Origin of the sequence: Lelliottia sp. 489, assembly GCF_050435885.1 — a bacterium.
Lineage (GTDB): Bacteria > Pseudomonadota > Gammaproteobacteria > Enterobacterales > Enterobacteriaceae > Enterobacter > Enterobacter nimipressuralis.
Window position 1 is genome coordinate 298,721 of sequence record NZ_JBNDLC010000004.1, and the last position, 25,271, is coordinate 323,991.

The window sequence follows — 25,271 nt, forward strand, 5'->3', positions numbered from 1 at the left end:
TTGGCATTAAGAGGGCGGTCTTTGCTGAAAACAAAGACCGTCAGAGGGGAATATATTTACTCCTCGAAGTACCAGTAACCCTGGTTAATCAGATCCGTCAGTTCCACTATAAACGCCGGGTTTTGCAGCGCGTCGCCGAGTTCGTCCTGGCCAAACTCGGTGTAACGGCACAGCACGTCGGCCGCTTTCGCATCTACCGTTTCGAGCAGTTCGCTGTTGATAAAGAAACTGCCGCCCACGTTCAGCACGCGCAGACCGCTCAGGCGTGAGAGCGTTTCGCCGCCCTGCAAGGCATCCAGCACCTCTTCAGGTTCGTAAGCCGGTTCCGCCGCGGCGATATCCAGCTCGTGACGCGGAGTGCTGACAAAACTGCCGAACCATTTTTTGAAATCTTCCGGCTGGCTGATCATCTCGATCATCATGTTGCGCAGACGATCAAGTTCGTACTGCTCTACGCGGCCAGGGTGTTCGCGACAGGTTAGATCCGGATCGCTGTAGTGCTCGCCGCCCAGATCGTTTTCCAGCGCGTAGTCGGCAAAGCTGCTGATCAGATCACGACCGTTAGGCCCACGGAAGCCCACGGAATAATTCAGCGCCGTTTCGTGGGTAAAACCGTCGTGCGGGAATCCAGGCGGAATGTAGAGGATATCGCCCGGCTCCAGATCTTCGTCGATAATCGGCGTAAAGGGATCGACGTGCAGCAGCGCCGGATGCGGGCAGAACTGACGCATCGGCAGCTTGTCGCCCACGCGCCAGCGGCGGCTGCCCATCCCCTGAATGATAAACACATCGTACTGATCGATATGCGGGCCAACGCCACCGCCAGGCACGGAGTAGGAGATCATCAGATCGTCCAGACGCCAGTCTGGCAGCACGCGGAACGGGCGTACCAGCTCTGCGGACGGCATGTGCCAGTGGTTCACCGCCTGCGCCAGCAGCGACCAGCCGTTTTCACCCAGTCCGTCAAAATGCTCGAAAGGACCGTTGCTCGCCTGCCACTCACCGTTGAAATGGCTGACCAGACGGCTGTCGACTTCTGGCTCCATCGCCAGGCCCGCGAGTTCATCAGGCGTGATCGGATCGACAAAATTCGGGAAGGCATTTTTCAGCACAACGGGTTGTTTTTGCCAGTATTTTTCGAGAAATTCCGGCCAGTTGAGATTCAGTTGATACGCCATGGAAAGCACCAGTGAGAAGGGAAACAGGTCCGATTATGAGAGACGAGCCGTGAGGCTGCTTTGTCGTGGGTCAATTGGCCGCCAAATCCCTCCCCTTCAACCGTTCGCATGACACACCGTGACAGTTTCAGCCTTTAAGGTTATCGCCCGATCCCTGGCGACTTATATCGTTAATGACTATGAGCGCGCTGTTACGAGGCCTGATATGAGCCATTACACTGAACTTCCTGTTTCAGGAACGGTTAGCACCACGATGGGCGTTTTCACACGCAGGGAAAATCCGTCGGTTTTTTCGCCCGTTGCGAATGCGCTACCTGCCGGAAGTCGCGTGATGGTTCAAGGGGCGGTGGTGGGAGATGCGGTGGAAGGCAATGCGCACTGGTATCGGGTGGGCGAGGATACCTTTATCTGGGCCGGAGCTTGTACACGGCTGGAGCCGTATCCGGAATTTCCGGAGGTGATAAGACCCAACTGGACAGCGATTATTTTACATGAACGTTAGCGCCCGAAACCGGGCGCTAACAGGAACACTTAATCCAGTTTCAGTTCATCATACTGGGTGATGATTTTGCCCACGACGCCGTAATCCAGCGCCTCGGCAGGAGACATCCAGAAGTTACGGTCGGTGTCTTTCTTCACTTTTTCCAGCGGCTGGCCGGTCGCATCGGCGATCAGCTTGTTCACGCGGTCCAGCATGCGGATGATTTCACGCGCTTCGATTTCAATATCCGTTGCCTGACCACGCACGCCGCCCAGCGGCTGATGGATCATGAAACGGGTATTCGGCAGCGCATAGCGGTGCTCTTTTTTCGCCGCCAGGAAGATAGTGATCCCGGCGCTCGCCACCCAGCCGGTCCCGATCACGTGCACGTCCGGGCGGATAAACTTGATAAAGTCATGAATGGTATCACCCGCTTCCACATGGCCGCCCTGGCTGTTGATATACAGCTTGATCGGATCGTTGCTCACGCTTTGCAGCAGGATCAGTTGGGTGATCACTTTCTCGGCCAGCGCCTGGTCAATTTCACCGGAGATAATGATCGAGCGAGACTCAAGCAGTTTTTGCTGAAGCGCGCCCGCGCCGTTTTTCCCTTCTGATTTTTCTGTGTTGTCGCGATCTTTCTGTGTGAAGTGCATTGTTATTATCCTCGGCTTTTAGCGCTCAAAGTGAGAGTGTAGCCTGTTTTGCCTGGCAAAGTCGTCAGGCGCACACAATGCGAACATCTTGGGTCGCGAACGCGTTAAGAACGTCCTGGTTCATACTCGCTTCAACCACCAGCACATCGATATCACCGGTTTTGGCGACCACGAAGCGCGCGACGCCGGGGATCTTGTCGGTGGTCAGCGCCACGATGGTCTGATTGCTTTGGGCTATCACCGTTTTCTTGAACTCGCAGTCGGCAAAATCAAAGCCGGTCAGCCCCATTTCTGGGTCCATTGCGCAACCGCCGATAAAAGCCTGATCGAAGATAATCCCCTGGATCTGGCTGGCTGCCGTCGCCCCAACCGCGCCGCCGGAGGCGCGCTGAATCTGCCCGCCGGTCATGATCACCTCACACAGCGGGTGGCGCAGCAGCTCCGCCGCAATTGCCGGCGAATTGGTCACGATTGTCACCTTAAGATCGGCAGGCAACGCTTTCGCCAGAGCCAGATTGGTGGTGCCGGTATCCATAAAAATGCAGCTGCCGGGTTTGATAAAGGTTGCCGCTTTCTGCGCGATCATGTCTTTTTTTGCAGGATTTTTTTGCTCGCGGCTAAGGAAGTTTCCCGCATCCGGCAGCTGAAGCACCGCGCCACCGTAGACCTTTTTGCATAAGCCCTCTTTGCTAAGCTCATGTAAATCACGGCGAATTGTGTGCTCAGACACCTTCATCTGGGTGGCTAACTCCGTGCAGACCACCCGGCCCTTCTCCTGAAGGATCTTGCGGATCAGGTCTTGTCGTTGTTCCGGAAAAGCAGCATAATCGAGCATAAAGAGTCCTGTTAAAATCCAAATCGAGCATCAATGCGCATAATGTTGCATGACGCTCACCCTGTCAATCGATGCAACCTAGAGGGGAGCGTGATGATAAAACGCAGCAAGCCGTCTCACCCGCTTGTGGCTACTCAGCCTTACGACGGATTCTGGTTTCAGCCCGTCAGCCACACTGAACGATCGCAGCAAAAAGTGCAGCGGGAAGAGTTGCCCGCCCGGTTCCAGGAACATCACCCAACAACGCCCAGCAAACAACGAGGCTTAATATGAAAATTGCACATGTCGCCCTCTGGACCCGCAACCTGTCCGCGCAGGTTCACTTCTGGGAAACGGTTTTCGGGGGTCGCAGCAACGAGATTTACATCAGCAAAAATCGCCCCGGCTTTGCGTCGCACTTTATTACGCTCACCGACGGCCCGACGATTGAGCTGATGACGGTCCCGGAGCTGGCCGACGCCCCCGCTTACCCGGAATTTGTCGGCTGGGCGCATATCGCCCTCGACGTCGGCAGCAAAGCGAACGTGGATCGTATGGCGGAACAGGCGCGGCAGAACAGTACCCTGCTCAGCGCACCGCGCATGACAGGCGATGGATTTTACGAAGCGGTGATCGCCGATCCCGACGGGAACAGGATTGAGCTGGTGGGGGAGTAATTTCTGCCCTTCCCAGTAAGCTGAAAACGCGTGGCATTCAGAAATACAGGAGAGGGTTCATCCGCTACACTGATGTCCTCTCCCTTACCGAGGATGACCCTCATGGAACTGACTGCAGTCAGCGCCCTTCACTTCAGCGTGACGGAACTTACTCGCATTCTGGAACGCTGCTTTCAGGACTATTTCGTCCCGTTTTCGCTCACGCCCGAGGCTTTTGCCCTGCGTTTTGCCGCAGAGGGGATGAGCGTGGAAGACTCCTGCATCTGGCTGCAGAACGGTGAGCCGGTGGCAATCGCCATTATCGCCCGACGCGACGACCTCGCCCGTCTCGCGGCGTTTGCTATCGTTCCGCCACTTCGCGGGAAAGGGCTGGCCCGCACGATGCTCGCACCGCTGTTCGCCACGTTGAAAACCAAAGACGTAGCGCGTTTTTATCTGGAAGTGATCGCCGAGAACCACGCCGGGATTGCGCTGTACCGATCGCTGGGGTTTCGCGATTCCCAGGCGCTGTACGACTTTAAAGCCATCGCGACGGAGCTTGCACCGGGCGCAAAACTTCACACTACCACGCTGGATGCGCTCTACCGTGCGCTCTTTTCTGCGCCACAGGAGACCACGCCCTGGCAGCTCGATCCGCTGGCGCTGCGCTCGTTACCCTGCAAGGTGTTAACCACCGGACAGGGCGCATGGGCAGCCATCACGATTCACGGCCCTGCGCCACAGCTGCGCTATCTGTTTGTGGAACCGGCATCGCGGCACAAGGGAGAGGCACTGCGCCTGTTGCAAACACTGAGCGAGCAGTATCCAGCAATCAGCACCCCGGTCGCGGTGCCGGAGCGTTTTGCGCGGCTGTTTTTGGCGGCAGGCTACGCGCAGATGGACATTTCGCAGCGTGAGATGGTTTGCGATCACGCCGGTGAATAAAACTGCATCCCGGCATAGGGCTTTTCCCGACACGCCGCCAGTCGCGCGGCGAGATCGCCCACATGCAGTTCCAGCTTATGCCCGTCTGGATCGAGAAAATAGAACGACGCCCCTTCGCTTTTATTGCTTTTCCAGACGGTGACGCCCGCCTGCTCAAGCCTGTGTGAAAACGAGTCAAAATCTGCCGGTTCGACGCTGAACGCATAGTGGGTATAGTCGCTTTCGTTGGGCGGAACATAGTCGCGGGTCTCGTCAAACGACAGGCACAGCCAAAGATCGCCGCAGGTAAGATACGCGCCGGTGTCCCACTGCGCATGCAGTGATAACCCCAGCAGATCGCGCCAGAACGCCACGCTGGTTTGCAGATTGCTGACGGCCAGCGTGAGGTGGTTGAGTGATTGCAGCATACGATCCCCTGTTGTGTTTCGCTCAGAACATGATACGGTAATTCGATGAACAGAAAACATCTCCCCGCTTTACATCACACCCAGTGGTGGCTGCCTTCTTAAAGGCGGCCCGGAAGTGTTTTCCATCTTTTCAGATAGCCGCCGAAAGGCGGCTATTGCATTTCAGAGACGTCTTTCGGCTTTTAAAACCTTAAGGAGTCTTTCATGAACCCTAAAACGACTATTCTCACCGGCGACCGTCCGACTGGCCCTTTGCATCTCGGCCACTATGTCGGATCGCTACGCCAGCGTGTTGCGTTGCAGCATGACTATCAACAGTTTGTGCTGGTCGCAGACCTGCAGGGCCTGACGGATAACGGCAGTAACCCGCAAAAAATACGCGACAACATCCCCGAAGTGCTGGCCGATTATCTGGCCGCAGGTATCGACCCCGATGTCACCACCCTCTGCCTGCAATCCGCCCTGCCGGCGCTTGCCGAGCTGACGATGCTGTATATGAACATCGTCACCGTGGCGCGCGTGGAGCGTAATCCGACGGTGAAAAATGAGATCGCGCAGAAAGGGTTTGCCCGCTCGCTGCCCGCCGGTTTCCTGGTGTACCCCATCAGCCAGGCGGCAGACATTACCGCGTTTAAAGCCGAAGTGGTGCCCGTCGGCGATGACCAGTTGCCGATGATCGAACAAACCAACGAAATCGTACACAAGATGAATAGCCTGCTGCCCGCCCCGGTGCTGCGCCACTGCAAAGCGATGCTGAGCGACACCAGCCGCCTGCCAGGCGTCGACGGTAACGCCAAAATGTCGAAATCCCTTGGCAACACGCTGCATATTTCGGCCAGCGAAGAGACGATTCACCGCGCCGTCAGCGCCATGTATACGGACCCTAACCATTTGAAAGTGAGCGTTCCGGGCCAGATCGAGGGCAACGTGGTCTTCACCTGGCTGGATGCGTTCCATGCGGATAAAGCCAAAGTCGCGGCAATGAAAGCCCACTATCAGCAAGGCGGGCTGGGCGATAGGATCTGTAAAAACGAACTGGAAGCGTGCCTGCAGGAGCTGATCGCGCCGATGCGCGAGCGGCGGGCGACCTACATCCAGGACAAAAGCCAGCTGATGGAGATACTGAAAAAAGGCAGCGAACGCGCCCATGAAGTCACGCAGGCGACCTTAAAAGAGGTAAAACGGGGGCTGGGCGTACCGGTGTTCTGAAAGCGCGTTGACGCCTGGCGAGCAGGCGTCAACGTCGGTTAGTTGACTGACACCGGGCGATCGAGACGCTCGTCGCCCTGATTCTCCTGCGTCGTCGCATGACGCCGCTCCGCCAGCAGACGGCAAATCTCAGCGTGTTTCTCTTCGGTAAAGGTGAAGCGCGACATGCAGCCCAGGCGGATCAGCGAGCCAATGGCTGGAAGCAGGCAGATGCCGAAGAATAACCCGGTGAGCACGCCGTCGCTCTGGGTTTGCGCCTGCGGCACGTAGCCGATCATCGTCAGGAACACGCCGATTAAGCCCCCACCCACGGCCACCGACATCTTGCCGGTAAAGGTCTGCCCGGAGAAGGTGATCGCCGCGCAGCGTTTATGGGTGTGGTACTCGGCGTATTCGATGGTGTCGGCGATCATCGACGAGGTGAGGATATTGCTCATCATCACGAACAACGTGCTCAGGCCGAGCAGCAAGAACAGCAGCGCCGTGTGCTGATAGCCCGCGAACCACATTACCGCGCGCACGGCGATATCCAGCCCGCAGAGGATCATAAACAGTTTTCGTTTCTGCATTTTGCGCGTCAACATCGGCGCAATCAAACACACCACCGCCGCCACGATCCCCATCACGCCAATCGCCATCTGCAGGCTGCCGTCGCCCAGATTGTAGATAAAGAAGTAGATGTAAATCCCGTTGGCGACGTTGTGGAATACGCAGAAAAAGAACGACAGCAGGATGATAAACAGCGGCTTGTTCTGGCGCAGATTGTGGAAGGTGTCTCGCATCGTCACCTTCTCGGTGCTCGGCGGCACGCGCTCTTTAATCTGCATAAACCCGTTCAACATCAGCGGCAGGCCGAACAGCATCATCACCAGCGCCGCCATAAAATAGCCTTTGTCGTTGCTGTACTGAGCGAAAAACGCCGCCAGTTTCGGGAAGAAGATATTCGCGCAGGCAATACCGGCGTTAACCCCGAGCATGGCCGCCGTGACCGCGCGGGTGCGCTGGCCGGAGTCATTAGTCATCACCGATGACATGGACCAGAACGGGATGTCGGAGATGGCGTACAGCGTCCCCCACAGAATGTATGTCACCCCGGCGTAGAGGATTTTGGTGGTCATGTCCGCTTCGATTTTATAGAACGAGAGCAGCGTGACGCCGGTAATCAGCAGCGGAGCGATAAGTAAAAAATGCCTGAACTTACCGAAACGACTGTTAATGGTGTCCATAAAACTGGCGAACAGCGGATCGTGAACCGCATCCCAGACGCGGGCAATCAGGAAGATCGAGCTTGCCGCCAGCGCCGAGATCCCCAGCACGTCGGTGTAAAAATAGTTAATAAATGAACCCACTAAACCAAAACTAAAACACTGACCTAAACCATAGCCAAAATAGGACCACAACTCGCGAGACGGTATTTTCATTGTCGTTGCCATAGTGCGTACCTTGTTGTCCGGCGGCGTACCGCCGGATCGTTATTGTTATGCCTGCGGCTGCGGGGCGATTTGGCGGAGCTTGCGCATCAGGGCGATTTCGCTGCGCGAGAACGGGATGCCGTTCTCTTCAAAGACGTCGTGGAACCACAGGCGGCAGTAATCGGTGGAGCCGGTCATGATCACCGGCCACGGCAGCCAGGTCTGGGTTTTGCCGCGCACCAGGCCCCACTGATAGGGCGCGACCTTCGCGGTGTACATCAGCGGTAGCTGCTCTTCGATGGTGCTGCCGACGTGACGCGCCAGCCATTCGGTGCAAAACAGGGGGCGGCCAAGTTGCTGTAACTGCTGAATAATTGCCGTCATACGTCCGGTATTGGTGTAAGCGTGATAACTCACGACATCCGACAGGCCCAGCGCGGTTTGATCGAGCGGATGCTGGAAAAACGTCTCCCCTTCCTCTTCCGGTGGTACGCGCCATGCGCAGACCGTCAGGGGTTGCTCAGGATCTTCTTCGCGCGCCCACTGGAACGCCAGTTTCATCAATTCATGCGCGTAGGTTTCCAGTTTTTCGTCATAGAGCACTTCCACGGTGCCCGTTGCAAAAATACCGCGGTTGCCCGGTTCGTTATAGAGATCCCAGAGCAGAACGCGCTTATCATCGCGAAACTGGCGGATAACGTCGCGGATATAGCGCTCAATTTGCGGCCAGCAGTCGCGATCGCACACTTTATCGCGCCCTGGGCTTGCCGCCGCCTGGCTGTTGTGTTTGCCCGGCACCGGGGGCTTTTGCGGGCCAAGATACGGCTCGTCGCCCGAGAACCCGCAGTCGTCCATCAGCGTCAGCATAGTGCTGAACCCGTGGCGGTCAGCCAGCGTCAGAAAGTGCTCAATGCGCGCCAGTAGCCCGTCGCGATCGTGCTCCCAGACGATAAACGGCAGATTTATGCGCAGGGTGTTGTAGCCCGCCTCCGCCGCCCAGCCCAGCTCGCGGTCGATGGTTTCGGCATCGAACGTCTCCTGCTGCCAGATATCGGTCCAGTTCACCGCCGTCGATGGCAGATAGTTAAATCCGCACAGCCACCCTTTTTGCTGATACCACGCCTGCGCCTGTTCCTTGCTCCACTGCTGTTTCATCGTCGCCTCACTTGCTGATAATATTTAGCTAATAAATATTAGTTGCGTTATAAATGAGCAAACAGGCGCATTCAGAAAAGCGACAGCAATCACAAAGTTCAGGCTTGAGCGCGTAAGAAACGTGATCGACCGCGCTTTCGCCTGACCGATGACAAAGCCGTGAGGTATGATGCTGTTTCTGAAGGGGGAGCGGACGGATGAAGCGGAAAAACAAAATCACGATGAACGATATTGCGCGGGCGGCGGGAGTGTCGCAGGCGACGGTATCGCTGGTGCTCAACCAGTCCCGCAACATCAAACTCAGCGACGAGACGCGCCAGCGGGTGATCGGCGTGGCCGCAGAGCTGGGCTACGATCGCCTGCCCGCCATTCACACGCCGCGCAACCAGGAAGAGGTGGCGCTGCTGGTCAGCTCCCTGCAAAGTTACGATCCCTTTATCGACGCCATCAGCCAGGCGCGGGATGCGGCCTGGCGCAACGAGACGCTGCTGACCGTGTACGATTACGGCGACGACGTGGAGCTGGCCCTGAACATCATTCGCCAGCTGGAGAAGCGCAACTGCGTGGGGATTATTCTCGCCTCCCCCGTCACCACGCTGGTGGACATGACCGATTTCCAGGACTGCACGCAGCTCCCGCTGGTGTTGCTGAATCAGCGCGATCCCGGCTCACCGCTGCTGCCATCGTTCATTCCCGACGACTACGCCAACGCCTTCCAGGTGACGCGTCATCTGATTGCCCAGGGGGCAACACGCATTGCGCACATCACCGGCGAGAGCTGGATGGAAGCCACCCGCCAGCGTCAAGCGGGTTACCAGGCCGCCCTCGAACAGGCCGGGCTGGCGTACGACGAGAGCCTGGTTCGCCCGACCAACTGGCAGTTCAGTGAGTCCTACACGGCCACCGAGTCCCTGTTGCAACTCCCTACCCGCCCGGATGCGATCTTCTGCGCCAGCGACTGGCTGGCGATCGGCTGCTATCAGGCGCTGGCGGTGAACGGCGTGATAATCCCGGACGATATGCTGCTGGCGGGCTATGACGATCAGAAGATTTCCGAACAGCTCACCCCGTCGCTAACCAGTATTCAGCTGCCGTACAGCGAGCTGGGACGGCTGGCGGTGGAGTATTTGTGCAATCAGGAAGATGCGGCGACGCATGTGACGCTGGCGGGGCGTTTGCGAGTGAGGAGATCGAGTGAGCGTATTTGAATAAAAACTATATTCAAATACATCTCTAATCTTGCTTATTAGGTTTTATATTCATCTGGGCTTAAATGAATTTATTGATTCAGTAAACCGGTGCTGTTTAACGTGCTACGGATATGCACCAACACGTCCGTATCGTTTTTGATGCTTACCGTGGGTACAGTTTGTCTAAGTATTACTGATGAAGGCTGTAAAAGACTCAAAACTCAATTGAGTGGAGAAGGCGCCGATGGGCGCCTTTAAAATAATAATAAAGTTTTAAGAGCAATCTCTAACTTCCAGTACGTTTTTTTTCTTTAGAAATTATTTTTTCTGCATCACTCATCGCTCTCAGAAGTTCTTCTGAAACAGCACGTATAACATTAATACATACCGAGTTGCCAAATTGCTTATAAATTTGCCCCTGAGACACAGCATCAACGATATATTCGTCTGGGAAACCTTGAAGACGAGCACATTCACGTGGAGTTAGTTTTCTAGGATTTTTTCCAATATCCGATTGATCAATAAGTATTTCGGAACCATCTTTATAATATCGAGCACTTATAGTATTCGTATACTCGCTATCGTGATTGAATAAAGAATAGCCAAAACCATTGCCTTTTTTCTCGTGTTCAAGTTTCCTTTTTTGATGACCAATCCACAGTTTATCTGAGATCGTAAACTTATCTTCAGCTTCTTTGATATTACTCAAATCCTCCAATATAGAACCTACTTTAGTCGGTGTCATCGGTGGCGTTGGCCATTCAAACACTGCATCAAAATCCACACCGCAGAAATAGTCTTTATCAAAACCTACAATGAAAATTCGCTCACGGTTTTGGGGAGCCCCAAAATCCCCAGCTCTAAGTACTTTATAATCAACCCAATAGTTGAGCTTTTCTGAAAGAGCCGTACGTGCATCTTCGCTAATAGGAATATCATCCGGAACAGAGTAGCTACTGTTCCCTCGTAAAATATCCAGTATTGTTTGTAAAGTTCGCCCTTTATCATGCCCTTGTAATTGTTTTACATTTTCAAGCATAAAGGCTTTAGGTCTTTTAGCAGCTAAAATTCTCTGTATTTCGAAAAACATTGTTCCTCGAGTATCATTAAATCCTTTTTTTAAACCTGCTTGCGAAAACGCTTGGCAAGGGAACCCACCTAACAGCACGTCATGATCAGGAATATCTGACGCATTTATTTTTGTTATATCGCCATTTGGCATTTCACCAAAGTTGGTTAAATAAGTTTTCTGTGAGAATTTATCCCATTCAGAAGTGAAGACACAGTGCCCCCCCTGTTGCTGAAAAGGAAGTCGTATGCCACCTATTCCCGCAAATAGATCAATGAAAGTAAACTCGGATTCGCTTAAAGGCTGCTGGCGGAAAGGGGCATTCTCCAAGTACTTAGTCATTTGCTTTTCAACTTCCAAAATGGACTGCCATTTAGTCGTTGATGGTACATGCTCTTCTTCTTCCCATCCACGGATCGTTCGCTCCCCAGTAGAACCAAGCCCCAACAAGTTGGCCAATTCTGTGCGACCAAGGCCTAATCTTTTTCTAACTTCTTTGATATATTGAGACTTACTTACGTTGTTCATTCAGCGATACCTTATCCGGTTTATATCCCGGCAATCCTAGCGCTGTATGTATAAACAGTCAACACGAAATAGCCTAACGGAAGAGGAACTGGCTACATGGAGACAACAATGTCGTTAACTCAAATACAGCTATTGCAACAACTGAACAGTACATGGAATGAAGAATCTGATTTCAAGGTTAACTTTTTGAATACAGGGTCTTTTTTTGAAATATCAAACAGTGCTCAAAAGGCTCATGATGTTTCTTTCCAAAGCATCCTTCAAGCGCTACGGGATATCCTAAGTAATGCTCAGGCAAAGCGTTTTATCAATTGTTCACAAAGATCTCCTGCACCATTTAACAACAACGTACAAGAGGCAAGAGATCTGTTTAGCGGACTTCAAAGTGCGGGCGAAGTCAATTGCAATGAGTGGAAGTACTTTGAAAAGCTGATGCGTGTACTGGGAGAAATGGTGTTTACCCATCCTCGAGCAAAAGTTGCAGCTCAGGAACAGTCCAAACTATTTTTTAATGCAATATCAAGAGTTGTACATATAGCTAATGGAATTAACCCATTCGATTTAGACAATCGAATTCCATTTACTGATACTAATATTACTGAAGCAATTATTTTTTTAGAAATAGCAATTGAAGATTGTACTCTTAGCATCCCTACCACATTCACTTCGGCAACCATTAGTAATAATGATAATATAAAGAGTCAATTAAACACTATCTTCCTAGGTGCTCCAGGCACTGGTAAAAGTTGGGCAATTGAACAACAAACTGTAGGCGCTATTAAAATCCGAACTGTTTTCCACCCTGAAACACAGTATAGTGATTTCGTTGGAAGCTTGAGACCAAAAATGGAAGATTTCGGTTCTGGTCGAACAGTAGGGTACACCTTTCGTCCAGGCCCTTTTACTACTGCATATGTCCAAGCAATAAAAAACCCCTCACAACGTGTTTATTTAGTTATTGAGGAAATAAACCGAGCCCCTGCCGCATCTGTATTTGGTGATCTTTTTCAGCTAATAGAACCAGACGCAACTTATGAAATTGATATTGATCCAGACATGCTTGATTACATAAATGGAAGCATCTCGCCCCAAAGAATCGAAAAACTAGCAATTCCGGCTAACCTTACATTGTTGGCAACGATGAATAGCAGCGATCAAGGAGTAAATACTTTGGATACTGCCTTTAAGCGTCGTTGGGCTATAAAGTATATGCCTATTGATTATGATAATGCCACTTCAGGCCTTCTTTCACTTCCTATTCTAGGCACAAATTTATTAATTGAATGGCGAGACTTTGCTAAAGTTATTAACCAAAAATTGATGGAAATTGATGTTCCTGAAGACCGATTATTAGGACACCGATTTCTTTCTTTAAGCGAAATTGCAGACATCAACTCTTCACGTGACACACTTCGCTATAAACTTTTAGTATATCTTTGGGACGATGTACTTAGACACGGTAGACGTCAGAGTATCTTTGCTTCGGAGGTGAATGGTGTACCATTAACTACTTTTGGACAGCTTGTTTCAGCATACTCAGATGGTTATTCTATTTTCAAAACTGAGGTCGAAGAGTTATTATTAGCGGCAGGACAAATCCAACAGGTAGATAATTAATCGCTATGGATATAAAACTTTATGAGGACAGATGCGCTATTAATTCACTACCAGATCAAATTCTCCAAGCTTTTGAATCTGAAGGGATTATACAAAGCATTCATGATAGACTCGATTTCTGTGGCCTTGTAGTTATCAACGGCACCTCTAACATTTTCCTTCCTAGAAATAGCGTTATTCCCGTAGATTGTAACCCAAAAAAGATCGGTTCGTCTCTTATTCGAGCCATTCATAAATACGTGCAAAACAGATATCGTTCAAATATTGCAGATGGTACATCTGACCGCATATTGGGAGATAGTTTTCTAAGTTTAGCATTTTCTTTACTAAATGATTATGTTGCATATGGACTGTATATTAAGAGATCATCAGACATAAAAAAGAATCAGGGAAAAACATGCTGGAAACGAACAATAAATAAAATACAGAGCTTTCCTTCCGACAGCTCGCAAATATATATTGACACTTTTGGATATAAAAAAAATATATCATTAGATAATGATATAACTAGAATACATGCAAAAGTAATTCGAGATCTAGAGCATATTATAGGATGGATTTATTTTGCAGAAGATCCAAAGATACAGCAAGATTTAGCTGATATTTCACTACCGAACTTTGATGTTAAATATCAGATTCAGTCTTTAAAAAAAGAACTAAACAATCTATATGCCGATCGAGAAATTAGACTCATAAAAAATTTATGCGCATATTTATCTCTGAGTGAGAGTCATTCATCTAATAATATTGTTATTGGTATTAACAAATTTCACTCTATGTGGGAGAAAATGATCGACAGTTGCATGATCTGGAAGTTTGAAATAAATCATTTATTAGCAAAGCCCTCTTACAAAATGAATGGTTCATACCAAGCAGCATCTCAGAAAGGCGGGCGAACAGATACTGTTCTCAAAGCTCCAAGCGAAAATATATTTTCTGTTATTGATGCCAAATATTATGGTGCTGATAACATATCTAATCTTCCAGGATGGCCAGATTTAATAAAACAATTTTTTTATGCTCTCGCCCTGAAAGAGATTTATTCATCTGCTACTATTTACAACTATTTCATATTTCCGGGAGCCTTACAAATTGTAGAATCAGCGCATTTACAAGATCCTGTTTCAGAAAAATTATTGGACGAAATATATATGCCAATAGAATGCATCTACATTGAACCCTTGACGCTTATTAACAACTATATTTCTAACAAAAAGCTTCAAAGCCTCTCCAAGGATTTATTAAAAATATAATTATTGATTATAATGAGTAACGTTAAGAAACTGATTAAAACGTTGCAATAAGAGTCACACAAAAAAAAACTGCCTTTTGGCAGCTTCTCTATCGGTGTAGAGGCACAGCTTCGTGGCGTAGATATGCGTTCCTGGCGTTGGGATGAGCTGCATATTGGTAGCAAGCTTTTGCGTATCACCCAGGACAAGACCAAGGAAGCGGTAGAGGTGGAACTCACGGAGACAGCAAGGGAGGTGCTCAAGGTTCGTTATAACGAGCGCGGGGAAAACGTGTATGTGTTCCAGAATGACAGCAACCGGAGCAAGGGCAAGCCGATTAGCCGTTCTAAAATCCATGCAGAGATTCAGTATGCAGTGAACAAGCTCAAAATGCGGGGCTTGCTTCCACAGGATGCAGTGATCGCCATGCACAGCGCGCGTAAGACCGTAGCGGCTATCGCTCACGCCCACGGCGAAGACCTGGAGGTGATTAGTAAGATCCACCGAACACACCCGCGCCTACCTGGGTATCACTCAGGCCAAAGTAGACGCACTACGAACTAAGTATTCAACGGGCATTAAGGGAGGGGCACGCGCATGAAACGCTTGATTGTGCTGACGCTTGCAATGCTGCCAGCCCTGGCGACTCACGCCGGACAGATAACTATGGTCAACCCTCAGGAGGAACAGACGGAGAACGGAAAAACGCTATGCACGTATCAGAACAGCAACTACTTGTTCACCTACGTTACGAGTGCTCAAAGTTGCCCGTATGCCAAGACATTCGACACTGATTATTCGGAGAAATAACAGACAGGGGTTGCCCCCTGCCTTCATGCGTTCACTAACCATTTTGAAGGAATTTCGAGCCATTCCTGACTTTCTTCATCAAAGTAAAATACATCATCAACCCCATGTTCAATGAGATTAACATTTCGTTGAGTGTTTCTTATTCCGCCATTTTCCATACGTTCTTGAGCAGGAATATGAGTCGGTTCAACATGTAAGTTAACAAGATGGGCTAAGACACTGTTGATCAAATCAACCCCATCAAATTGATACGCTGATTCAGCAGGCTTACCCTTGAAGTTATACCTAATATTTACTGTCTTGTGATCAATCATTCCAAATCTCCTATGCTTCAAATTCGTTACGGCATACTTTACAGTACCAACCAGCACTGTAACTACCGCCTCCAGCAAAGTATTGCAAGTGTATGAATTTTGTATCTTTTTCTTTACATGCAGGGCAGAAGGGTGTTTTATCTCCTTCTTTCCAGTAAAGTCCACTGTCAAACGTAAAAGCGTGCTTATCCTTTAACTGCTCTTCAAGCTGCTTATTTTTCTGTTCAGCGTCGAAAAGTAGCGTTTGTGTTGTTATCGCTTCGATCTTGGCGTTAGCAAGTTCGACCATTAGATTGGCTAACTCAAGTTTGAGCGTAGCCTTGTCCAGTTCATCACTGTTATTTGCCAGCTTCTGAGTAATGCTTACCGCTTTATCAAGAATCCCTATAGCTGCCGCCGTGCTTGCTAATACACCTGCCATAACATCTCCTACGTATGTATCGATTTGAAGAATATGTTACTGCCGATTTAATGTGCGTACCAGTAAGGGGAAGACTTCCACAAAGACGAATACACTTCCGTCGTCACATCACAATCAGAATCCACTTAAACTTCTTAAAGTTATGTTTTACCATTGCAGACGCTTCAGAATAAAACAATCAATCGGGATGATTTCTATGTGTAAAGGTTTGTTGGTGTTGGTAGCTACAACTTTGCTTCTCTCTGGGTGTGCTGTACAGAAACAACTGGTTCCTACTGGTGGTAGCAAGGCCGATGGGACTGTAAAAATGAGCTATTCTTTCGGGATGTTCGAATCCCCTAAAGTGAATGTTCAGCAAGGCGCTCAAGCAGCAGCACAACGTTGCGCTGCATGGGGCTATTCTGGTGCTGAGCCGTTCGGCGGTTATACTTCAGTTTGTTCTCAACCATCCTCAAGTGGATGTATGGAAACAATGGTCACAATGGAATATCAATGTACTGGTGACTTGAAGAAATAACATAAGGGGGCATAGCCCCCTTTTAGTTATACAGTCCACGGATTTGTTTGCATTTTTCTCATTTTGTATTTGATGCCACACACGGTTAAAGTCAGTTTCTCAGTGTCGATCACTCCCTCAACTTCTTTGTAGTCGAATGGGAATTTCACTTTATTGTCGTTGATTTTGTACAAGCCGCCTAGGATGTTAGGGCCATGGTTGACCTGCAAATAATCTCCCTTGACTGTCCAACGTCCTTCTACCTGGTATTCAATAGCACTGCCATGATCAGTGAAGTAAATACTCATGATGATTCCTTACTCTTTGAACTCGATTTCTTGATCATCAAGTTCCCCATTGCGAGAAATCTTGACTGAAAAACGCTTGAAGGTTTTGAAAAAATCCTCAAGCGTCATTTTGACTTTTTCCCTTCTTAACCCATGTTCATCGTCTGAAACAAATGCTTCAACATCAAAGAAACGCTCTGCTGAGTAGAAGGAAATACCTTTCACAATCTCACCTTCTTTCAACACCCCTTTGTCTCTCAGAAAGTCGCTAAAGTCTTCCTGATCAGCACTGTCTGCTGCAACGCTTCCCTTCCAGTCGTCATACTGAACATGAGCCTTAAAGTGTTCTTTTTGCATCTTATTTATCCTTTGCTGTGGGTAATCAAAGGTAGCGTAGCGCAGATTTTGAACAATACAAGCCCTAATGCCCGTTGGTGGTAAGACAACGCGCGGAGCCGTTAGGCGACAACCTCAGGAGTATGCCAGACAGTGAAGTTTATCAGGATGACCATGTACCCGAAGGAGCGAGGCCGAACCGCTGGCAGAGCTTGCATATGGTCTGCAAGTACCATAACCACCATAAACCTGTTTATTCCCTGCAACGTCATCTCGACGTGTGGCATGTGGAAGCATCGGCAAAAAATGCACTTCTCTGTAAGTGTTTGGTATAGGTTTATAGACGGCGGCACGTCTTCCGGCTTCAATGGAAAAGCGATACAAGGTTGAGCCTGGTAACTACTTGCCACTGCGTGCTAACATACGAAAGCCATTAACAAACATAGTGGCTTTTGTACTTGATAGGGAACTGACATTTCTTATATGCAAACGAGGCAGGGTTTTCACACTAACTCATTGCTTTTAAAGGAATTTAGTGACTTGGTGCCGAAGGCCGGACTCGAACCGGCACGTATTTCTACGGTTGATTTTGAATCAACTGCGTCTACCGATTTCGCCACTTCGGCACTGAAGGGGATGCGGAAACGTTGTGGATTATACCTGTCGCGCGCCGCCATGCAAGCGACGACGCGCTAAACCCGCGCTAAGTGCCCAAAAAAACAGCGCCCATCGTCACTCCAGCTCCGAAACCGCCAGCCGAATCACGCCGGCGGCATGGCTTTCAGGCAGTTGCAGCACTTTAGCCCACATCTCCTGCACCATATCGCACGACAACTTCTCTTTGCCCGTCGCCTTGTCTGGCATCTGCAGCAGCTGAATATCCTCGCCGTACTTCGCGGCCAGCTCCTTCATGATCGGGCGCACGTCGGCGATGGCGGTGTCGCGCTCCTGCGCCGTCACGGTGTGGCGGTTTTTGCCGTAGGCGGCGCGCATCATGTCGGCGTCGGCCTGCATGCGGCGCTGCATCATCGGCTTATCCAGCACCCGCATCGGGTTGATGCCGCCCTTCACGTCCGGGTAGAGAAAGCGGAAACAGGCATCGTCGCTCACCTTCTGAATGGCGGCGGTCTGTTCCATATTCGCCTTCATATAATCCACCACGTTCGCGTCCGGCGCGGTCTGCAGGCGCGACATCTGCAGGTGCAGGATCTGCGGTTGAATCACATCGATGATCTGTTGCTCGGAATCACCCTCTTTTTGCATCGCGAGGATCTGTTCACGGATGCGCTGCTGGAATGCGGGTTCTTGCTCCTTCAGCACCTGCCAGGCAGGCATACTGTTGAGCGTGGTGTCGAGTTGCTGTTCGGGGTTTTGTTGCAGGCGTTGTTTATCGTAATAGACCCAGCACGCCACGGCAGCGGCCAGTACGGCAACAATCACAATCGGTTTCCAGGCTCTCTTCATCGTCTCGCATCCTTTTGATCTGTCGGATTACACCGGCACGCCGCTATGAAAACGAAACTCACTGTCCGGTGTCGAGATAAGTGTGGCTTCAATTTCACCAAAAAGCTGTACGCGTGAAGAGATATCGTTGTCGCTCACCTGTTGGGCAAGTGTCAGATAGTCCTGGTAATGGCGTGCTTCCGAGCGCAGCAGCGACAGATAGAACTTCTGCAGGTCGTCGTCGAGGAATGGCGCCAGCGCGGCGAAACGCTCGCAGGAGCGCGCTTCGATGTACGCACCGCAAATCAGCTTGTCGATCAGCGTCAGCGGTTCGTGAGTGCGCACTTCCTTCAGCATCCCTTTGGCGTAGCGGCTGGCGGTGATTTTGACGTACGGAATATTGCGCGCCAGCATCGCCTCGCGCACCTGCCAGAAGTGGTGCAGCTCCTCTTTAATCAGCAGCACCATACTGTCGATCAGCGCCTGCCCCCACGGGTCGTCGGTTTTGGGCATCACGCTTTTACCAATCTGCTTATGCAGGGCGATAAAATCCGGTTCCGGCCCTTCGCGGAAGGTGAAGGCTTCGTAGGGTTTGAGCCAGTCGAGCAGCGCGTCGGCCCCACTTTTGTCGGCGACATATTTACGCACCAGCAGGAGCGCCGTCTGGGCGGCTTTGAGTTCACACACCATGTGGTCGGTGAGCAGGAGCGGCAGGTTTGCCGGGTCGCGGGCTTTATCAATCCATGCTTGCGGGGTCGGGCAGTGGAGGAAGTTAAGAACGGGGGTGAGTATCTGCGGGTAGTCCATGATGAAACCTTACAAAGCGGCAGCCGAAGCTGCCGCAATACACTTTATCCTTCACGCTGCTTCTTCGTTGGCTGCCCTCGTTCCCCCTGGTCACTTACCTGTGTAAGCTCGCCGGGACTCACTCAGTTGCCGCCTCGACGCAGCGTGAATGATGTTGTGTATTTTATTAATTAGTGGCGCACGCCGTCGTCATCTTCGTCGACGAAATCTTCATCGTCTTCGTCATCGCCGTCTTCGCCGTTTGGATCTTCGTAGTAGGTTCCCCAGCCGTCGTACTCCACTTCAAACTTCTCGGCCAGATCCATCAACTGCTCAACCTGCGCATCGATCAGCTCTGCTTTCAGCGCCCCTTCGCTCAGGATGTCGCAGCAGATGACGGTTTCGCCCTCTTCCACTTCCAGCTCTTCCGGCTCGGTCACTTCGTAACCCATTTTGAACGCTTCTACCGCCAGTTTCTCCAGCGATTCAAAGTCATCTGCAGAGAAATGGTGCTCGATGGTGTACAGCGCGTCCGGATCGCTGCCGTCTTCCAGCAGCTCTTCAATGATCAGGCGCGTCTCTTCGCGTTGCTCTTCCAGCAGTTCTGGGTTTGCCATGGCTCGTTCCTCTTTAAGTTCGGCAGATACCTCTATTTTCACACACGGACGTGTTTGCCTCCACCTAATGTAAGAAAGAATTGTGAAACAGGGTTGCAAATGAATATTCATACATATAAAGTGAATTTTAATTCAATAAGTGGCCTTTGCCATGTGAGGATAACATGTCTGAACTGTATAAAAAGCACTTCCTGAAATTGCTCGATTTTACCCCTGCACAGCTCAACTCTTTGCTGACGCTCGCGGCAAAGCTTAAAGCGGATAAAAAAAATAACACTGAAGTTCAGTCGCTTACTGGCAAAAATATCGCGCTCATCTTCGAAAAAGACTCAACCCGTACACGATGCTCTTTCGAAGTTGCCGCATTTGACCAGGGCGCGCGCGTCACTTATCTCGGCCCGAGCGGCAGCCAGATTGGGCATAAAGAGTCAATTAAGGATACGGCCCGCGTACTCGGGCGGATGTACGACGGAATTCAGTATCGCGGCCACGGCCAGGAGGTGGTCGAAACCCTGGCGGAATATGCCGGTGTGCCGGTATGGAATGGGCTAACCAACGAGTTCCACCCTACCCAGCTGCTGGCGGATTTGCTGACCATGCAGGAGCACCTGCCGGGCAAAGCGTTCAACCAGATGACGCTGGTGTATGCGGGCGATGCGCGCAACAACATGGGCAATTCGATGCTGGAAGCGGCGGCGCTGGTCGGGCTGGATCTGCGTCTGGTCGCGCCTAAAGCCTGCTGGCCGGATGAGAGCCTGGTGGCGGAGTGCAGCGCGCTGGCGGTGCAGAATGGCGGCAAAATCACCCTGACGGAAGATGTGATCGCCGGAGTGAAAGGCGCGGACTTCATCTATACGGACGTCTGGGTGTCGATGGGCGAGCCAAAAGAGAAATGGGCGGAGCGTATCGCGCTGCTGCGTAACTATCAGGTGAATTGCGAAATGATGGCCCTGACGGGCAATCCGAACGTCAAGTTCCTGCACTGTCTGCCGGCGTTCCATGACGATCAAACGACCCTCGGCAAGCAGATGGCGAAAGAGTTCGATCTGCACGGCGGAATGGAAGTGACCGATAAAGTGTTTGAGTCGGCGGCGAGCATCGTCTTTGACCAGGCGGAAAACCGGATGCATACCATTAAAGCCGTCATGGTGGCGACACTTGCGGAGTAAGCCTTCACTCTCGCTTTCTCCACACGGCAGAAAGAATCAACCGCAAAAACGGCGACCTGGGGTTGCCGTTTTGCTTTTACCGCCATTCGATTGATTTTTCAGCGAAAAAAAGGTACTTTTTCACCTGAACTCCAGCGTGGACGGTCCTTAATTATGCCTATTATTCAGTCTGTTGAACGTGCCTTGCAGATCCTCGACCTGTTTAATGAACAGGCGACGGAGCTGAAGATCACTGACATCAGTAAACAGATGGGTTTGAGCAAAAGCACGCTTCACTCGCTGCTCAAAACGCTCCAGCTGCACGGCTATATCGATCAGAATCCGGAAAATGGCAAATATCGTCTCGGCATGAAACTGGTGGAGCGCGGCCATTTTGTGGTGAGCTCGATGGATATTCGCCAGAAGGCGAAGGGCTGGCTGACGGATCTGTCGCAGCGCACCGGGCAGACCACCCATCTGGGCATTCTCGACGGGCGCGAAGGTGTCTATATCGAGAAGATCGAAGGCAAGCTGGCAGCCATTGCCTATTCACGCATTGGTCGTCGTCTTCCCGTCCATGCGACTGCCATCGGGAAAGTGTTGATCGCCTGGCTCAACGATACCGACCTCAACGCCCTGCTCGACGGCTATCAATACACCTCTTTCACCCCGGCGACGATAACCTCGCGCGAGGCGCTGCTGGCGGCGCTGGCGCAAACCCGCGCTCAGGGTTACGCCCTCGATAGCGAAGAGAACGAACAGGGTGTGCGCTGCGTTTCGGTGCCGGTGTGGAATCATGAATCCCGCGTGATTGCGGCGCTGAGTCTCTCAACCTTAACCTCGCGGGTCGATGATGACGCGTTTGCCCGCTTCCGGGGAATGCTGGAAGAGGCCGGGCTGCAGCTCTCAAAAGCGCTGGGCTACCCGGCCTGAAGCGTCACGCTGTGGCAGGCGTATAGCTGAAGTAATCAAAATCGGCATAACAGCCATCGCCGCTGATGTCTTCACAGTGCAGTCCGACAAACGCCCCCGTAAAGAACCCACGGCCGCCGATGTAATCATCCGACAGTTTCCACGCGTCATAGGTGACGGGCACGGTCTGCCACTGCTCGCCGTCAAACGAATAGCTGTAGCGATAAACTAAATGCTCGACGTCAACACGCAGCCACACGCCCAGCGCGTCGTCCGGCACGGGGATCGGCTGCTCGTGCAGCGGCCACGACGGCACGTTCTGATCGAGCTGAATCACCTTGAGCGTCCTGCCCTTCCCATCCTCGTAGTCGACAAAGCAGTAGCTCCAGTTTTTGCTGTTGTAGTAGCAGGTTAACCCGGCACTTTGCTGGAAATGGCGTGGGGCAAACTCCATGCGCGTCTCGGCGCGAAACGCGAAATGCTGCCAGCGCCGCGCCACGGTGGACTGGGTAAAGGTCGAGTTGAGGGAGTCGTTGCCATACAGCCGCAGGAATCCCCGGCGTGCCGTCAGCGATCCGAGAGAATCGTCGAACGGAATGCGCAAGGTTTGCAGCTCCGGGTTAAGCGTTGATGTATCAAAATCATCGCGCCAGTTCGCCGTCGACACGCTTTGACTCTCCACCATCTGCGGCCCCGGTACGTGGACCTGCGCGTGTTTCCCGCCCTCGACATAGGGCCAGCCGTCACGCCAGGTGATGCGTGCGATCCCGGTTTCACGCCCTAACGAACAGTACCCGCGTCCGCCAGAGGCCAGCAGCGGCACGCCCGGCAAACGCTGCGGTCGGCTGGTCAGATACGCCATATACCACTCGCCGGTGTGCGTCTCCAGCAGCGATCCGTGCCCGCTCTTTTGCAGCGGATTTTCCGGCAGATGCCAGCTGGTCATCATCGTCACCTCGGGGTGCAGCTCGTAAGGGCCATCGATGTTTTTGGATCTCAGCACGACCACGGCATGTTCGTAGCTGGTGCCCCCCTCCGCGACCATCAGATAGTACCAGCCCTCCTTGCGATAGAGATGCGCCCCTTCCGTGTAGCACAGCGGTGTGCCGGTAAACAGCGTTTTGCGCTCCGGCGAAAGCCGCTGCGTCTGCGGGAAATACTCCTGCATCACGATGGTGTTATGCGGATTGCTGTGGTGGCGAGGCCCCCACGGTCGGTAAATGTAATATTTGCGGCCATCGTCATCGTGGAACAGCGACGGATCAAAGCCACCGTTGCCCATCGGAATCGGCTCGCTCCACGGCCCTTCGATGGACGGCGCGGTGACGAGGAAATTTTTGCCATTTTTCCAAGGGGAATCGACGATTTTCACGTCCGTGTACAGCAGCCAGAACTGCCCGTCGGCGTAGCTCAGACACGGCGCCCAGATGCCGCCAGAATCAGGATTGCCTTTCATATCCAGCATCGACACACGATCCAGCGGCGTGCTCACCAGCGACCAGTTTTTCAAATCGCGCGAGTGATAAATCCGCACGCCGGGGAACCACTCAAAGGTCGAGGTGGCAATGTAATAATCCTCACCCTGCCGGCACAGGGACGGGTCCGGGTTGAATCCGCTCAGAATCGGGTTAGTGATAGTGTACATAGCGTCTCCTTCTTAATGGGATGCCGCCGTCGCCGCAGCGGGAAGATCCTCGCCCTGCGCCGCACGGTGTTTAAGCAGTTGCTGGCTGATGGCCTCGACGCGGTCATCGCTGAGTTTGTAGAGCGAGAGCATGATGAACATGCCGACGTAGAGCACCACCGGAACCACGCAGAACAGGATTTTGATGGTGGTCAGCACTTCGATGGGCTGCACGCTGCTGCTGGCGGAGTAATTGACATAGGCGAGGATCCAGCCGACCACCGCGCCGCCAATCGCCAGGCCGATTTTCAGGCTGAACAGATAGGTAGAGAACACCAGCCCGTCCAGACGGCGGCCGCTGCGACTCTCTTCATAATCGACAACATCGGAGGCCATCAGCCATTGCAGCGGCGTGGTGGTGTTAAAGACAAACAGGAACAGGATATTGAGGGCGAAAATCAGGCCGATATACGCCACCGGCGTGATGAAAATCAGCAGGCTGATCAGCGAGTACGCCACGATAATCCACTTGAACGATTTCACGCGGTCGAAGCGGCCTAACACCCGGGATGAACAGAGCGAGCCAAACATGGTGGCGATGCTGCCGTAGAGTAAGAACTGCGTGGCCATCTCCGGATGGTCCATCACGTATTTCACGAAATAGAGCGTGGCCCCACCGCGCACTACGTTTGAGCAGGTCGCCATCATTTTGAACGCGCACATAATCCGCCACTGGCTGTTGCCCCACAGCAGCTTCAAATCTTTTGATACCGACGAACCCGGCTGCACCTCAAAGGTATAACGCTCTTTGGTGGTAAAGAAGCAGACATACAGCAGCACCACACCGCTCAGGCCGAGCACGCACATCGCGCCAAAGTAGCCCAGCTGTTCGTTGCCTTTACCGATGATCCCCACCAGCGGCAGCGCAATCCCACTGATCGCCAGCGATCCCGCGGCGGCGAGGAAAAAACGCCACGACTGGAGCGCATGACGCTCTTTCGGATCGGCGGTGATCACTCCGGGCATGGCGCAGTAAGGGACGTTCACGAAGGTATAGACCAGCGTCAGCAGAATGTAGGTCACGCAGGCGTAGATGATTTTGCCGTTGGCGGAAAAGTCCGGCGTGTAGAAAGTCAGCATGCAGACGACGCCAAACGGGATCGCGCCCCAGAGCAGGAACGGGCGGAACTGGCCGTGGCGCGTGCGGGTGCGATCCACCAGCAGCCCCATCAGCGGATCGGTGACGGCGTCGAGTATGCGCGACACTAAAAACAGCGTCCCCATAATGCCCGCCGATAAACCAAACACATCCGTATAAAAATAGGCCAGCAAAAACATCGTGGCCTGCCAGACAAAACCACAGGCGGTATCACCCAGCCCGTAGCCAATTTTATCTTTCATGGTTAATTGCATGATTACCCCCAACGCAGAAAGTGAAAAAGTGCAAACGTCAGGGACCTGTTCCAGGCAAAAGCAATACCTGGTGCATCGTCAGGAATACACCCTTTTTTCGTGTGCTGATCGGACT

General features: G+C 52.0%; 29 protein-coding genes and 1 tRNA gene. 13 read left to right on the forward strand and 17 right to left on the reverse strand.

Features of this window, described 5'->3' with window-relative positions; genetic code table 11:
• Positions 1-56 precede the first annotated feature (56 nt).
• Positions 57-1,178, reverse strand: coding sequence for a JmjC domain-containing protein (locus ABIE11_RS15065; RefSeq protein ID WP_429184793.1), 1,122 nt, complete (start codon positions 1,176-1,178; stop codon positions 57-59).
• A gap of 118 nt (positions 1,179-1,296) precedes the next feature.
• Here ABIE11_RS15065 and ABIE11_RS15070 point away from each other — a divergent pair, with 118 nt between their 5' ends.
• Positions 1,297-1,680: an SH3 domain-containing protein gene (locus ABIE11_RS15070; RefSeq protein WP_429184794.1), complete on the forward strand. Its 384-nt coding sequence runs from the start codon at positions 1,297-1,299 to the stop codon at positions 1,678-1,680.
• A 29-nt stretch (positions 1,681-1,709) separates the two neighbouring features.
• On the opposite strand, the gene ABIE11_RS15075 is transcribed toward ABIE11_RS15070, so the two are convergent.
• Both ABIE11_RS15075 and ABIE11_RS15080 read right to left on the reverse strand, forming a co-directional pair.
• Positions 1,710-2,315, reverse strand: coding sequence for an ATP-dependent Clp protease proteolytic subunit (locus tag ABIE11_RS15075; RefSeq protein ID WP_102104512.1), 606 nt, complete (start codon positions 2,313-2,315; stop codon positions 1,710-1,712).
• A gap of 64 nt (positions 2,316-2,379) precedes the next feature.
• A complete protein-coding gene (locus ABIE11_RS15080; protein ID WP_107702332.1) occupies positions 2,380-3,150 on the reverse strand; it encodes a DeoR/GlpR family DNA-binding transcription regulator in 771 nt (256 codons plus the stop codon).
• Positions 3,151-3,419: 269 nt separating this feature from the next.
• Here ABIE11_RS15080 and ABIE11_RS15085 point away from each other — a divergent pair, with 269 nt between their 5' ends.
• On the forward strand, positions 3,420-3,806 hold the full coding sequence (locus ABIE11_RS15085) for a VOC family protein (protein ID WP_429184795.1): 387 nt from the start codon (positions 3,420-3,422) through the stop codon (positions 3,804-3,806).
• Positions 3,807-3,908: 102 nt separating this feature from the next.
• Positions 3,909-4,730, forward strand: coding sequence for a GNAT family N-acetyltransferase (locus ABIE11_RS15090; protein ID WP_429184796.1), 822 nt, complete (start codon positions 3,909-3,911; stop codon positions 4,728-4,730).
• Here ABIE11_RS15090 and ABIE11_RS15095 read toward each other — a convergent pair.
• The gene (locus ABIE11_RS15095) at positions 4,715-5,137 is read right to left on the reverse strand and encodes a FosA family fosfomycin resistance glutathione transferase (protein ID WP_429184797.1); all 423 of its coding nucleotides are present in this window, start codon (positions 5,135-5,137) and stop codon (positions 4,715-4,717) included. The two genes, ABIE11_RS15090 and ABIE11_RS15095, sit on opposite strands and share 16 nt — an antisense overlap.
• A 204-nt stretch (positions 5,138-5,341) precedes the next feature.
• Between ABIE11_RS15095 and trpS the strand changes: the two genes are divergently transcribed.
• Positions 5,342-6,346 (forward strand): tryptophan--tRNA ligase, encoded by a 1,005-nt coding sequence (gene trpS / locus ABIE11_RS15100; protein WP_429184798.1) that lies wholly within the window; start codon positions 5,342-5,344, stop codon positions 6,344-6,346.
• A 38-nt stretch (positions 6,347-6,384) separates the two neighbouring features.
• On the opposite strand, the gene ABIE11_RS15105 is transcribed toward trpS, so the two are convergent.
• Both ABIE11_RS15105 and ABIE11_RS15110 read right to left on the reverse strand, forming a co-directional pair.
• Positions 6,385-7,779, reverse strand: coding sequence for an MFS transporter (locus ABIE11_RS15105; RefSeq protein WP_102104506.1), 1,395 nt, complete (start codon positions 7,777-7,779; stop codon positions 6,385-6,387).
• Between the two features lie 45 nt (positions 7,780-7,824).
• The gene (locus ABIE11_RS15110) at positions 7,825-8,913 is read right to left on the reverse strand and encodes a cellulase family glycosylhydrolase (RefSeq protein ID WP_429184799.1); all 1,089 of its coding nucleotides are present in this window, start codon (positions 8,911-8,913) and stop codon (positions 7,825-7,827) included.
• Between the two features lie 197 nt (positions 8,914-9,110).
• Here ABIE11_RS15110 and ABIE11_RS15115 point away from each other — a divergent pair, with 197 nt between their 5' ends.
• Complete coding sequence (locus tag ABIE11_RS15115; protein ID WP_429184800.1) at positions 9,111-10,121, forward strand: LacI family DNA-binding transcriptional regulator; 1,011 nt, start codon at positions 9,111-9,113, stop codon at positions 10,119-10,121.
• A gap of 268 nt (positions 10,122-10,389) precedes the next feature.
• Here ABIE11_RS15115 and dcm read toward each other — a convergent pair whose 3' ends face one another.
• Entirely contained in the window at positions 10,390-11,700 is a 1,311-nt protein-coding gene (gene dcm, locus ABIE11_RS15120; protein ID WP_429184801.1) for a DNA (cytosine-5-)-methyltransferase, read from the reverse strand.
• Between the two features lie 96 nt (positions 11,701-11,796).
• Between dcm and ABIE11_RS15125 the strand changes: the two genes are divergently transcribed.
• From ABIE11_RS15125 to ABIE11_RS15140, 4 genes are all read left to right on the forward strand, one after another.
• Positions 11,797-13,317 carry an McrB family protein gene (locus tag ABIE11_RS15125; protein ID WP_429184802.1) on the forward strand — a complete coding sequence of 507 codons (1,521 nt, stop codon included), beginning with the start codon at positions 11,797-11,799 and terminating at the stop codon, positions 13,315-13,317.
• Between the two features lie 5 nt (positions 13,318-13,322).
• Positions 13,323-14,570, forward strand: a complete 1,248-nt coding sequence (locus ABIE11_RS15130; RefSeq protein ID WP_429184803.1) for an LlaJI family restriction endonuclease — start codon at positions 13,323-13,325, stop codon at positions 14,568-14,570.
• Positions 14,571-14,693: 123 nt separating this feature from the next.
• Entirely contained in the window at positions 14,694-15,113 is a 420-nt protein-coding gene (locus ABIE11_RS15135; RefSeq protein WP_429184804.1) for a tyrosine-type recombinase/integrase, read from the forward strand.
• 33 nt (positions 15,114-15,146) lie between these two features.
• Positions 15,147-15,359, forward strand: coding sequence for a hypothetical protein (locus ABIE11_RS15140; protein ID WP_429184805.1), 213 nt, complete (start codon positions 15,147-15,149; stop codon positions 15,357-15,359).
• A gap of 23 nt (positions 15,360-15,382) precedes the next feature.
• On the opposite strand, the gene ABIE11_RS15145 is transcribed toward ABIE11_RS15140, so the two are convergent.
• Together ABIE11_RS15145 and ABIE11_RS15150 are read right to left on the reverse strand one after the other, a co-directional pair.
• Complete coding sequence (locus tag ABIE11_RS15145) at positions 15,383-15,673, reverse strand: hypothetical protein (RefSeq protein WP_429184806.1); 291 nt, start codon at positions 15,671-15,673, stop codon at positions 15,383-15,385.
• Between the two features lie 10 nt (positions 15,674-15,683).
• The gene (locus tag ABIE11_RS15150; RefSeq protein ID WP_429184807.1) at positions 15,684-16,094 is read right to left on the reverse strand and encodes a hypothetical protein; all 411 of its coding nucleotides are present in this window, start codon (positions 16,092-16,094) and stop codon (positions 15,684-15,686) included.
• A 196-nt stretch (positions 16,095-16,290) separates the two neighbouring features.
• Between ABIE11_RS15150 and yecR the strand changes: the two genes are divergently transcribed.
• Positions 16,291-16,611 (forward strand): YecR family lipoprotein, encoded by a 321-nt coding sequence (yecR, locus tag ABIE11_RS15155; RefSeq protein ID WP_429184808.1) that lies wholly within the window; start codon positions 16,291-16,293, stop codon positions 16,609-16,611.
• 26 nt (positions 16,612-16,637) lie between these two features.
• On the opposite strand, the gene ABIE11_RS15160 is transcribed toward yecR, so the two are convergent.
• The 6 genes from ABIE11_RS15160 to rraB all read right to left on the reverse strand — a co-directional run bounded on the left by ABIE11_RS15160 (position 16,638) and on the right by rraB (position 20,059).
• Positions 16,638-16,898 carry a hypothetical protein gene (locus tag ABIE11_RS15160; protein ID WP_429184809.1) on the reverse strand — a complete coding sequence of 87 codons (261 nt, stop codon included), beginning with the start codon at positions 16,896-16,898 and terminating at the stop codon, positions 16,638-16,640.
• A 9-nt stretch (positions 16,899-16,907) separates the two neighbouring features.
• A complete protein-coding gene (locus ABIE11_RS15165) occupies positions 16,908-17,234 on the reverse strand; it encodes a hypothetical protein (protein WP_429184810.1) in 327 nt (108 codons plus the stop codon).
• Positions 17,235-17,754: 520 nt separating this feature from the next.
• Positions 17,755-17,839, reverse strand: a tRNA-Leu gene (locus ABIE11_RS15170).
• Positions 17,840-17,945: 106 nt separating this feature from the next.
• A complete protein-coding gene (locus ABIE11_RS15175) occupies positions 17,946-18,677 on the reverse strand; it encodes a topoisomerase II (protein ID WP_231276095.1) in 732 nt (243 codons plus the stop codon).
• Positions 18,678-18,704: 27 nt separating this feature from the next.
• Entirely contained in the window at positions 18,705-19,463 is a 759-nt protein-coding gene (miaE, locus tag ABIE11_RS15180) for a tRNA isopentenyl-2-thiomethyl-A-37 hydroxylase MiaE (RefSeq protein WP_123429573.1), read from the reverse strand.
• A gap of 170 nt (positions 19,464-19,633) precedes the next feature.
• Positions 19,634-20,059 (reverse strand): ribonuclease E inhibitor RraB, encoded by a 426-nt coding sequence (rraB, locus tag ABIE11_RS15185; RefSeq protein WP_100777805.1) that lies wholly within the window; start codon positions 20,057-20,059, stop codon positions 19,634-19,636.
• A gap of 99 nt (positions 20,060-20,158) precedes the next feature.
• Here rraB and argL point away from each other — a divergent pair, with 99 nt between their 5' ends.
• From argL to ABIE11_RS15200, 3 genes are all read left to right on the forward strand, one after another.
• Positions 20,159-20,254 carry a putative translational regulatory protein ArgL gene (gene argL, locus ABIE11_RS15190; RefSeq protein WP_228483316.1) on the forward strand — a complete coding sequence of 32 codons (96 nt, stop codon included), beginning with the start codon at positions 20,159-20,161 and terminating at the stop codon, positions 20,252-20,254.
• Positions 20,224-21,228 (forward strand): ornithine carbamoyltransferase, encoded by a 1,005-nt coding sequence (gene argF, locus ABIE11_RS15195; protein ID WP_429184811.1) that lies wholly within the window; start codon positions 20,224-20,226, stop codon positions 21,226-21,228. The genes argL and argF overlap by 31 nt, the downstream gene beginning before the upstream one ends.
• A gap of 153 nt (positions 21,229-21,381) precedes the next feature.
• Positions 21,382-22,140, forward strand: a complete 759-nt coding sequence (locus ABIE11_RS15200) for an IclR family transcriptional regulator (protein ID WP_100777807.1) — start codon at positions 21,382-21,384, stop codon at positions 22,138-22,140.
• Positions 22,141-22,144: 4 nt separating this feature from the next.
• Here ABIE11_RS15200 and ABIE11_RS15205 read toward each other — a convergent pair whose 3' ends face one another.
• The gene (locus ABIE11_RS15205) at positions 22,145-23,764 is read right to left on the reverse strand and encodes a glycoside hydrolase family 43 protein (protein WP_429184812.1); all 1,620 of its coding nucleotides are present in this window, start codon (positions 23,762-23,764) and stop codon (positions 22,145-22,147) included.
• A 12-nt stretch (positions 23,765-23,776) separates the two neighbouring features.
• Complete coding sequence (locus ABIE11_RS15210) at positions 23,777-25,159, reverse strand: glycoside-pentoside-hexuronide (GPH):cation symporter (RefSeq protein WP_429184861.1); 1,383 nt, start codon at positions 25,157-25,159, stop codon at positions 23,777-23,779.
• Positions 25,160-25,271: the final 112 nt, after the last annotated feature.

Bases quoted from the DNA above. Each gene is read 5' to 3' on its own strand.
- ABIE11_RS15065 (WP_429184793.1), bottom strand. From the start codon at position 1,178: ATGGCGTATCAACTGAATCTCAACTGGCCGGAATTTCTCGAAAAATAC.
- ABIE11_RS15075 (WP_102104512.1), bottom strand. From the start codon at position 2,315: ATGCACTTCACACAGAAAGATCGCGACAACACAGAAAAATCAGAAGGG.
- ABIE11_RS15080 (WP_107702332.1), bottom strand. From the start codon at position 3,150: ATGCTCGATTATGCTGCTTTTCCGGAACAACGACAAGACCTGATCCGC.
- ABIE11_RS15085 (WP_429184795.1), top strand. From the start codon at position 3,420: ATGAAAATTGCACATGTCGCCCTCTGGACCCGCAACCTGTCCGCGCAG.
- ABIE11_RS15090 (WP_429184796.1), top strand. From the start codon at position 3,909: ATGGAACTGACTGCAGTCAGCGCCCTTCACTTCAGCGTGACGGAACTT.
- ABIE11_RS15095 (WP_429184797.1), bottom strand. From the start codon at position 5,137: ATGCTGCAATCACTCAACCACCTCACGCTGGCCGTCAGCAATCTGCAA.
- trpS (WP_429184798.1), top strand. From the start codon at position 5,342: ATGAACCCTAAAACGACTATTCTCACCGGCGACCGTCCGACTGGCCCT.
- ABIE11_RS15105 (WP_102104506.1), bottom strand. From the start codon at position 7,779: ATGGCAACGACAATGAAAATACCGTCTCGCGAGTTGTGGTCCTATTTT.
- ABIE11_RS15110 (WP_429184799.1), bottom strand. From the start codon at position 8,913: ATGAAACAGCAGTGGAGCAAGGAACAGGCGCAGGCGTGGTATCAGCAA.
- ABIE11_RS15115 (WP_429184800.1), top strand. From the start codon at position 9,111: ATGAAGCGGAAAAACAAAATCACGATGAACGATATTGCGCGGGCGGCG.
- dcm (WP_429184801.1), bottom strand. From the start codon at position 11,700: ATGAACAACGTAAGTAAGTCTCAATATATCAAAGAAGTTAGAAAAAGA.
- ABIE11_RS15125 (WP_429184802.1), top strand. From the start codon at position 11,797: ATGGAGACAACAATGTCGTTAACTCAAATACAGCTATTGCAACAACTG.
- ABIE11_RS15130 (WP_429184803.1), top strand. From the start codon at position 13,323: ATGGATATAAAACTTTATGAGGACAGATGCGCTATTAATTCACTACCA.
- ABIE11_RS15135 (WP_429184804.1), top strand. From the start codon at position 14,694: ATGCGTTCCTGGCGTTGGGATGAGCTGCATATTGGTAGCAAGCTTTTG.
- ABIE11_RS15140 (WP_429184805.1), top strand. From the start codon at position 15,147: ATGAAACGCTTGATTGTGCTGACGCTTGCAATGCTGCCAGCCCTGGCG.
- ABIE11_RS15145 (WP_429184806.1), bottom strand. From the start codon at position 15,673: ATGATTGATCACAAGACAGTAAATATTAGGTATAACTTCAAGGGTAAG.
- ABIE11_RS15150 (WP_429184807.1), bottom strand. From the start codon at position 16,094: ATGGCAGGTGTATTAGCAAGCACGGCGGCAGCTATAGGGATTCTTGAT.
- yecR (WP_429184808.1), top strand. From the start codon at position 16,291: ATGTGTAAAGGTTTGTTGGTGTTGGTAGCTACAACTTTGCTTCTCTCT.
- ABIE11_RS15160 (WP_429184809.1), bottom strand. From the start codon at position 16,898: ATGAGTATTTACTTCACTGATCATGGCAGTGCTATTGAATACCAGGTA.
- ABIE11_RS15165 (WP_429184810.1), bottom strand. From the start codon at position 17,234: ATGCAAAAAGAACACTTTAAGGCTCATGTTCAGTATGACGACTGGAAG.
- ABIE11_RS15175 (WP_231276095.1), bottom strand. From the start codon at position 18,677: ATGAAGAGAGCCTGGAAACCGATTGTGATTGTTGCCGTACTGGCCGCT.
- miaE (WP_123429573.1), bottom strand. From the start codon at position 19,463: ATGGACTACCCGCAGATACTCACCCCCGTTCTTAACTTCCTCCACTGC.
- rraB (WP_100777805.1), bottom strand. From the start codon at position 20,059: ATGGCAAACCCAGAACTGCTGGAAGAGCAACGCGAAGAGACGCGCCTG.
- argL (WP_228483316.1), top strand. From the start codon at position 20,159: ATGAATATTCATACATATAAAGTGAATTTTAATTCAATAAGTGGCCTT.
- argF (WP_429184811.1), top strand. From the start codon at position 20,224: ATGTCTGAACTGTATAAAAAGCACTTCCTGAAATTGCTCGATTTTACC.
- ABIE11_RS15200 (WP_100777807.1), top strand. From the start codon at position 21,382: ATGCCTATTATTCAGTCTGTTGAACGTGCCTTGCAGATCCTCGACCTG.
- ABIE11_RS15205 (WP_429184812.1), bottom strand. From the start codon at position 23,764: ATGTACACTATCACTAACCCGATTCTGAGCGGATTCAACCCGGACCCG.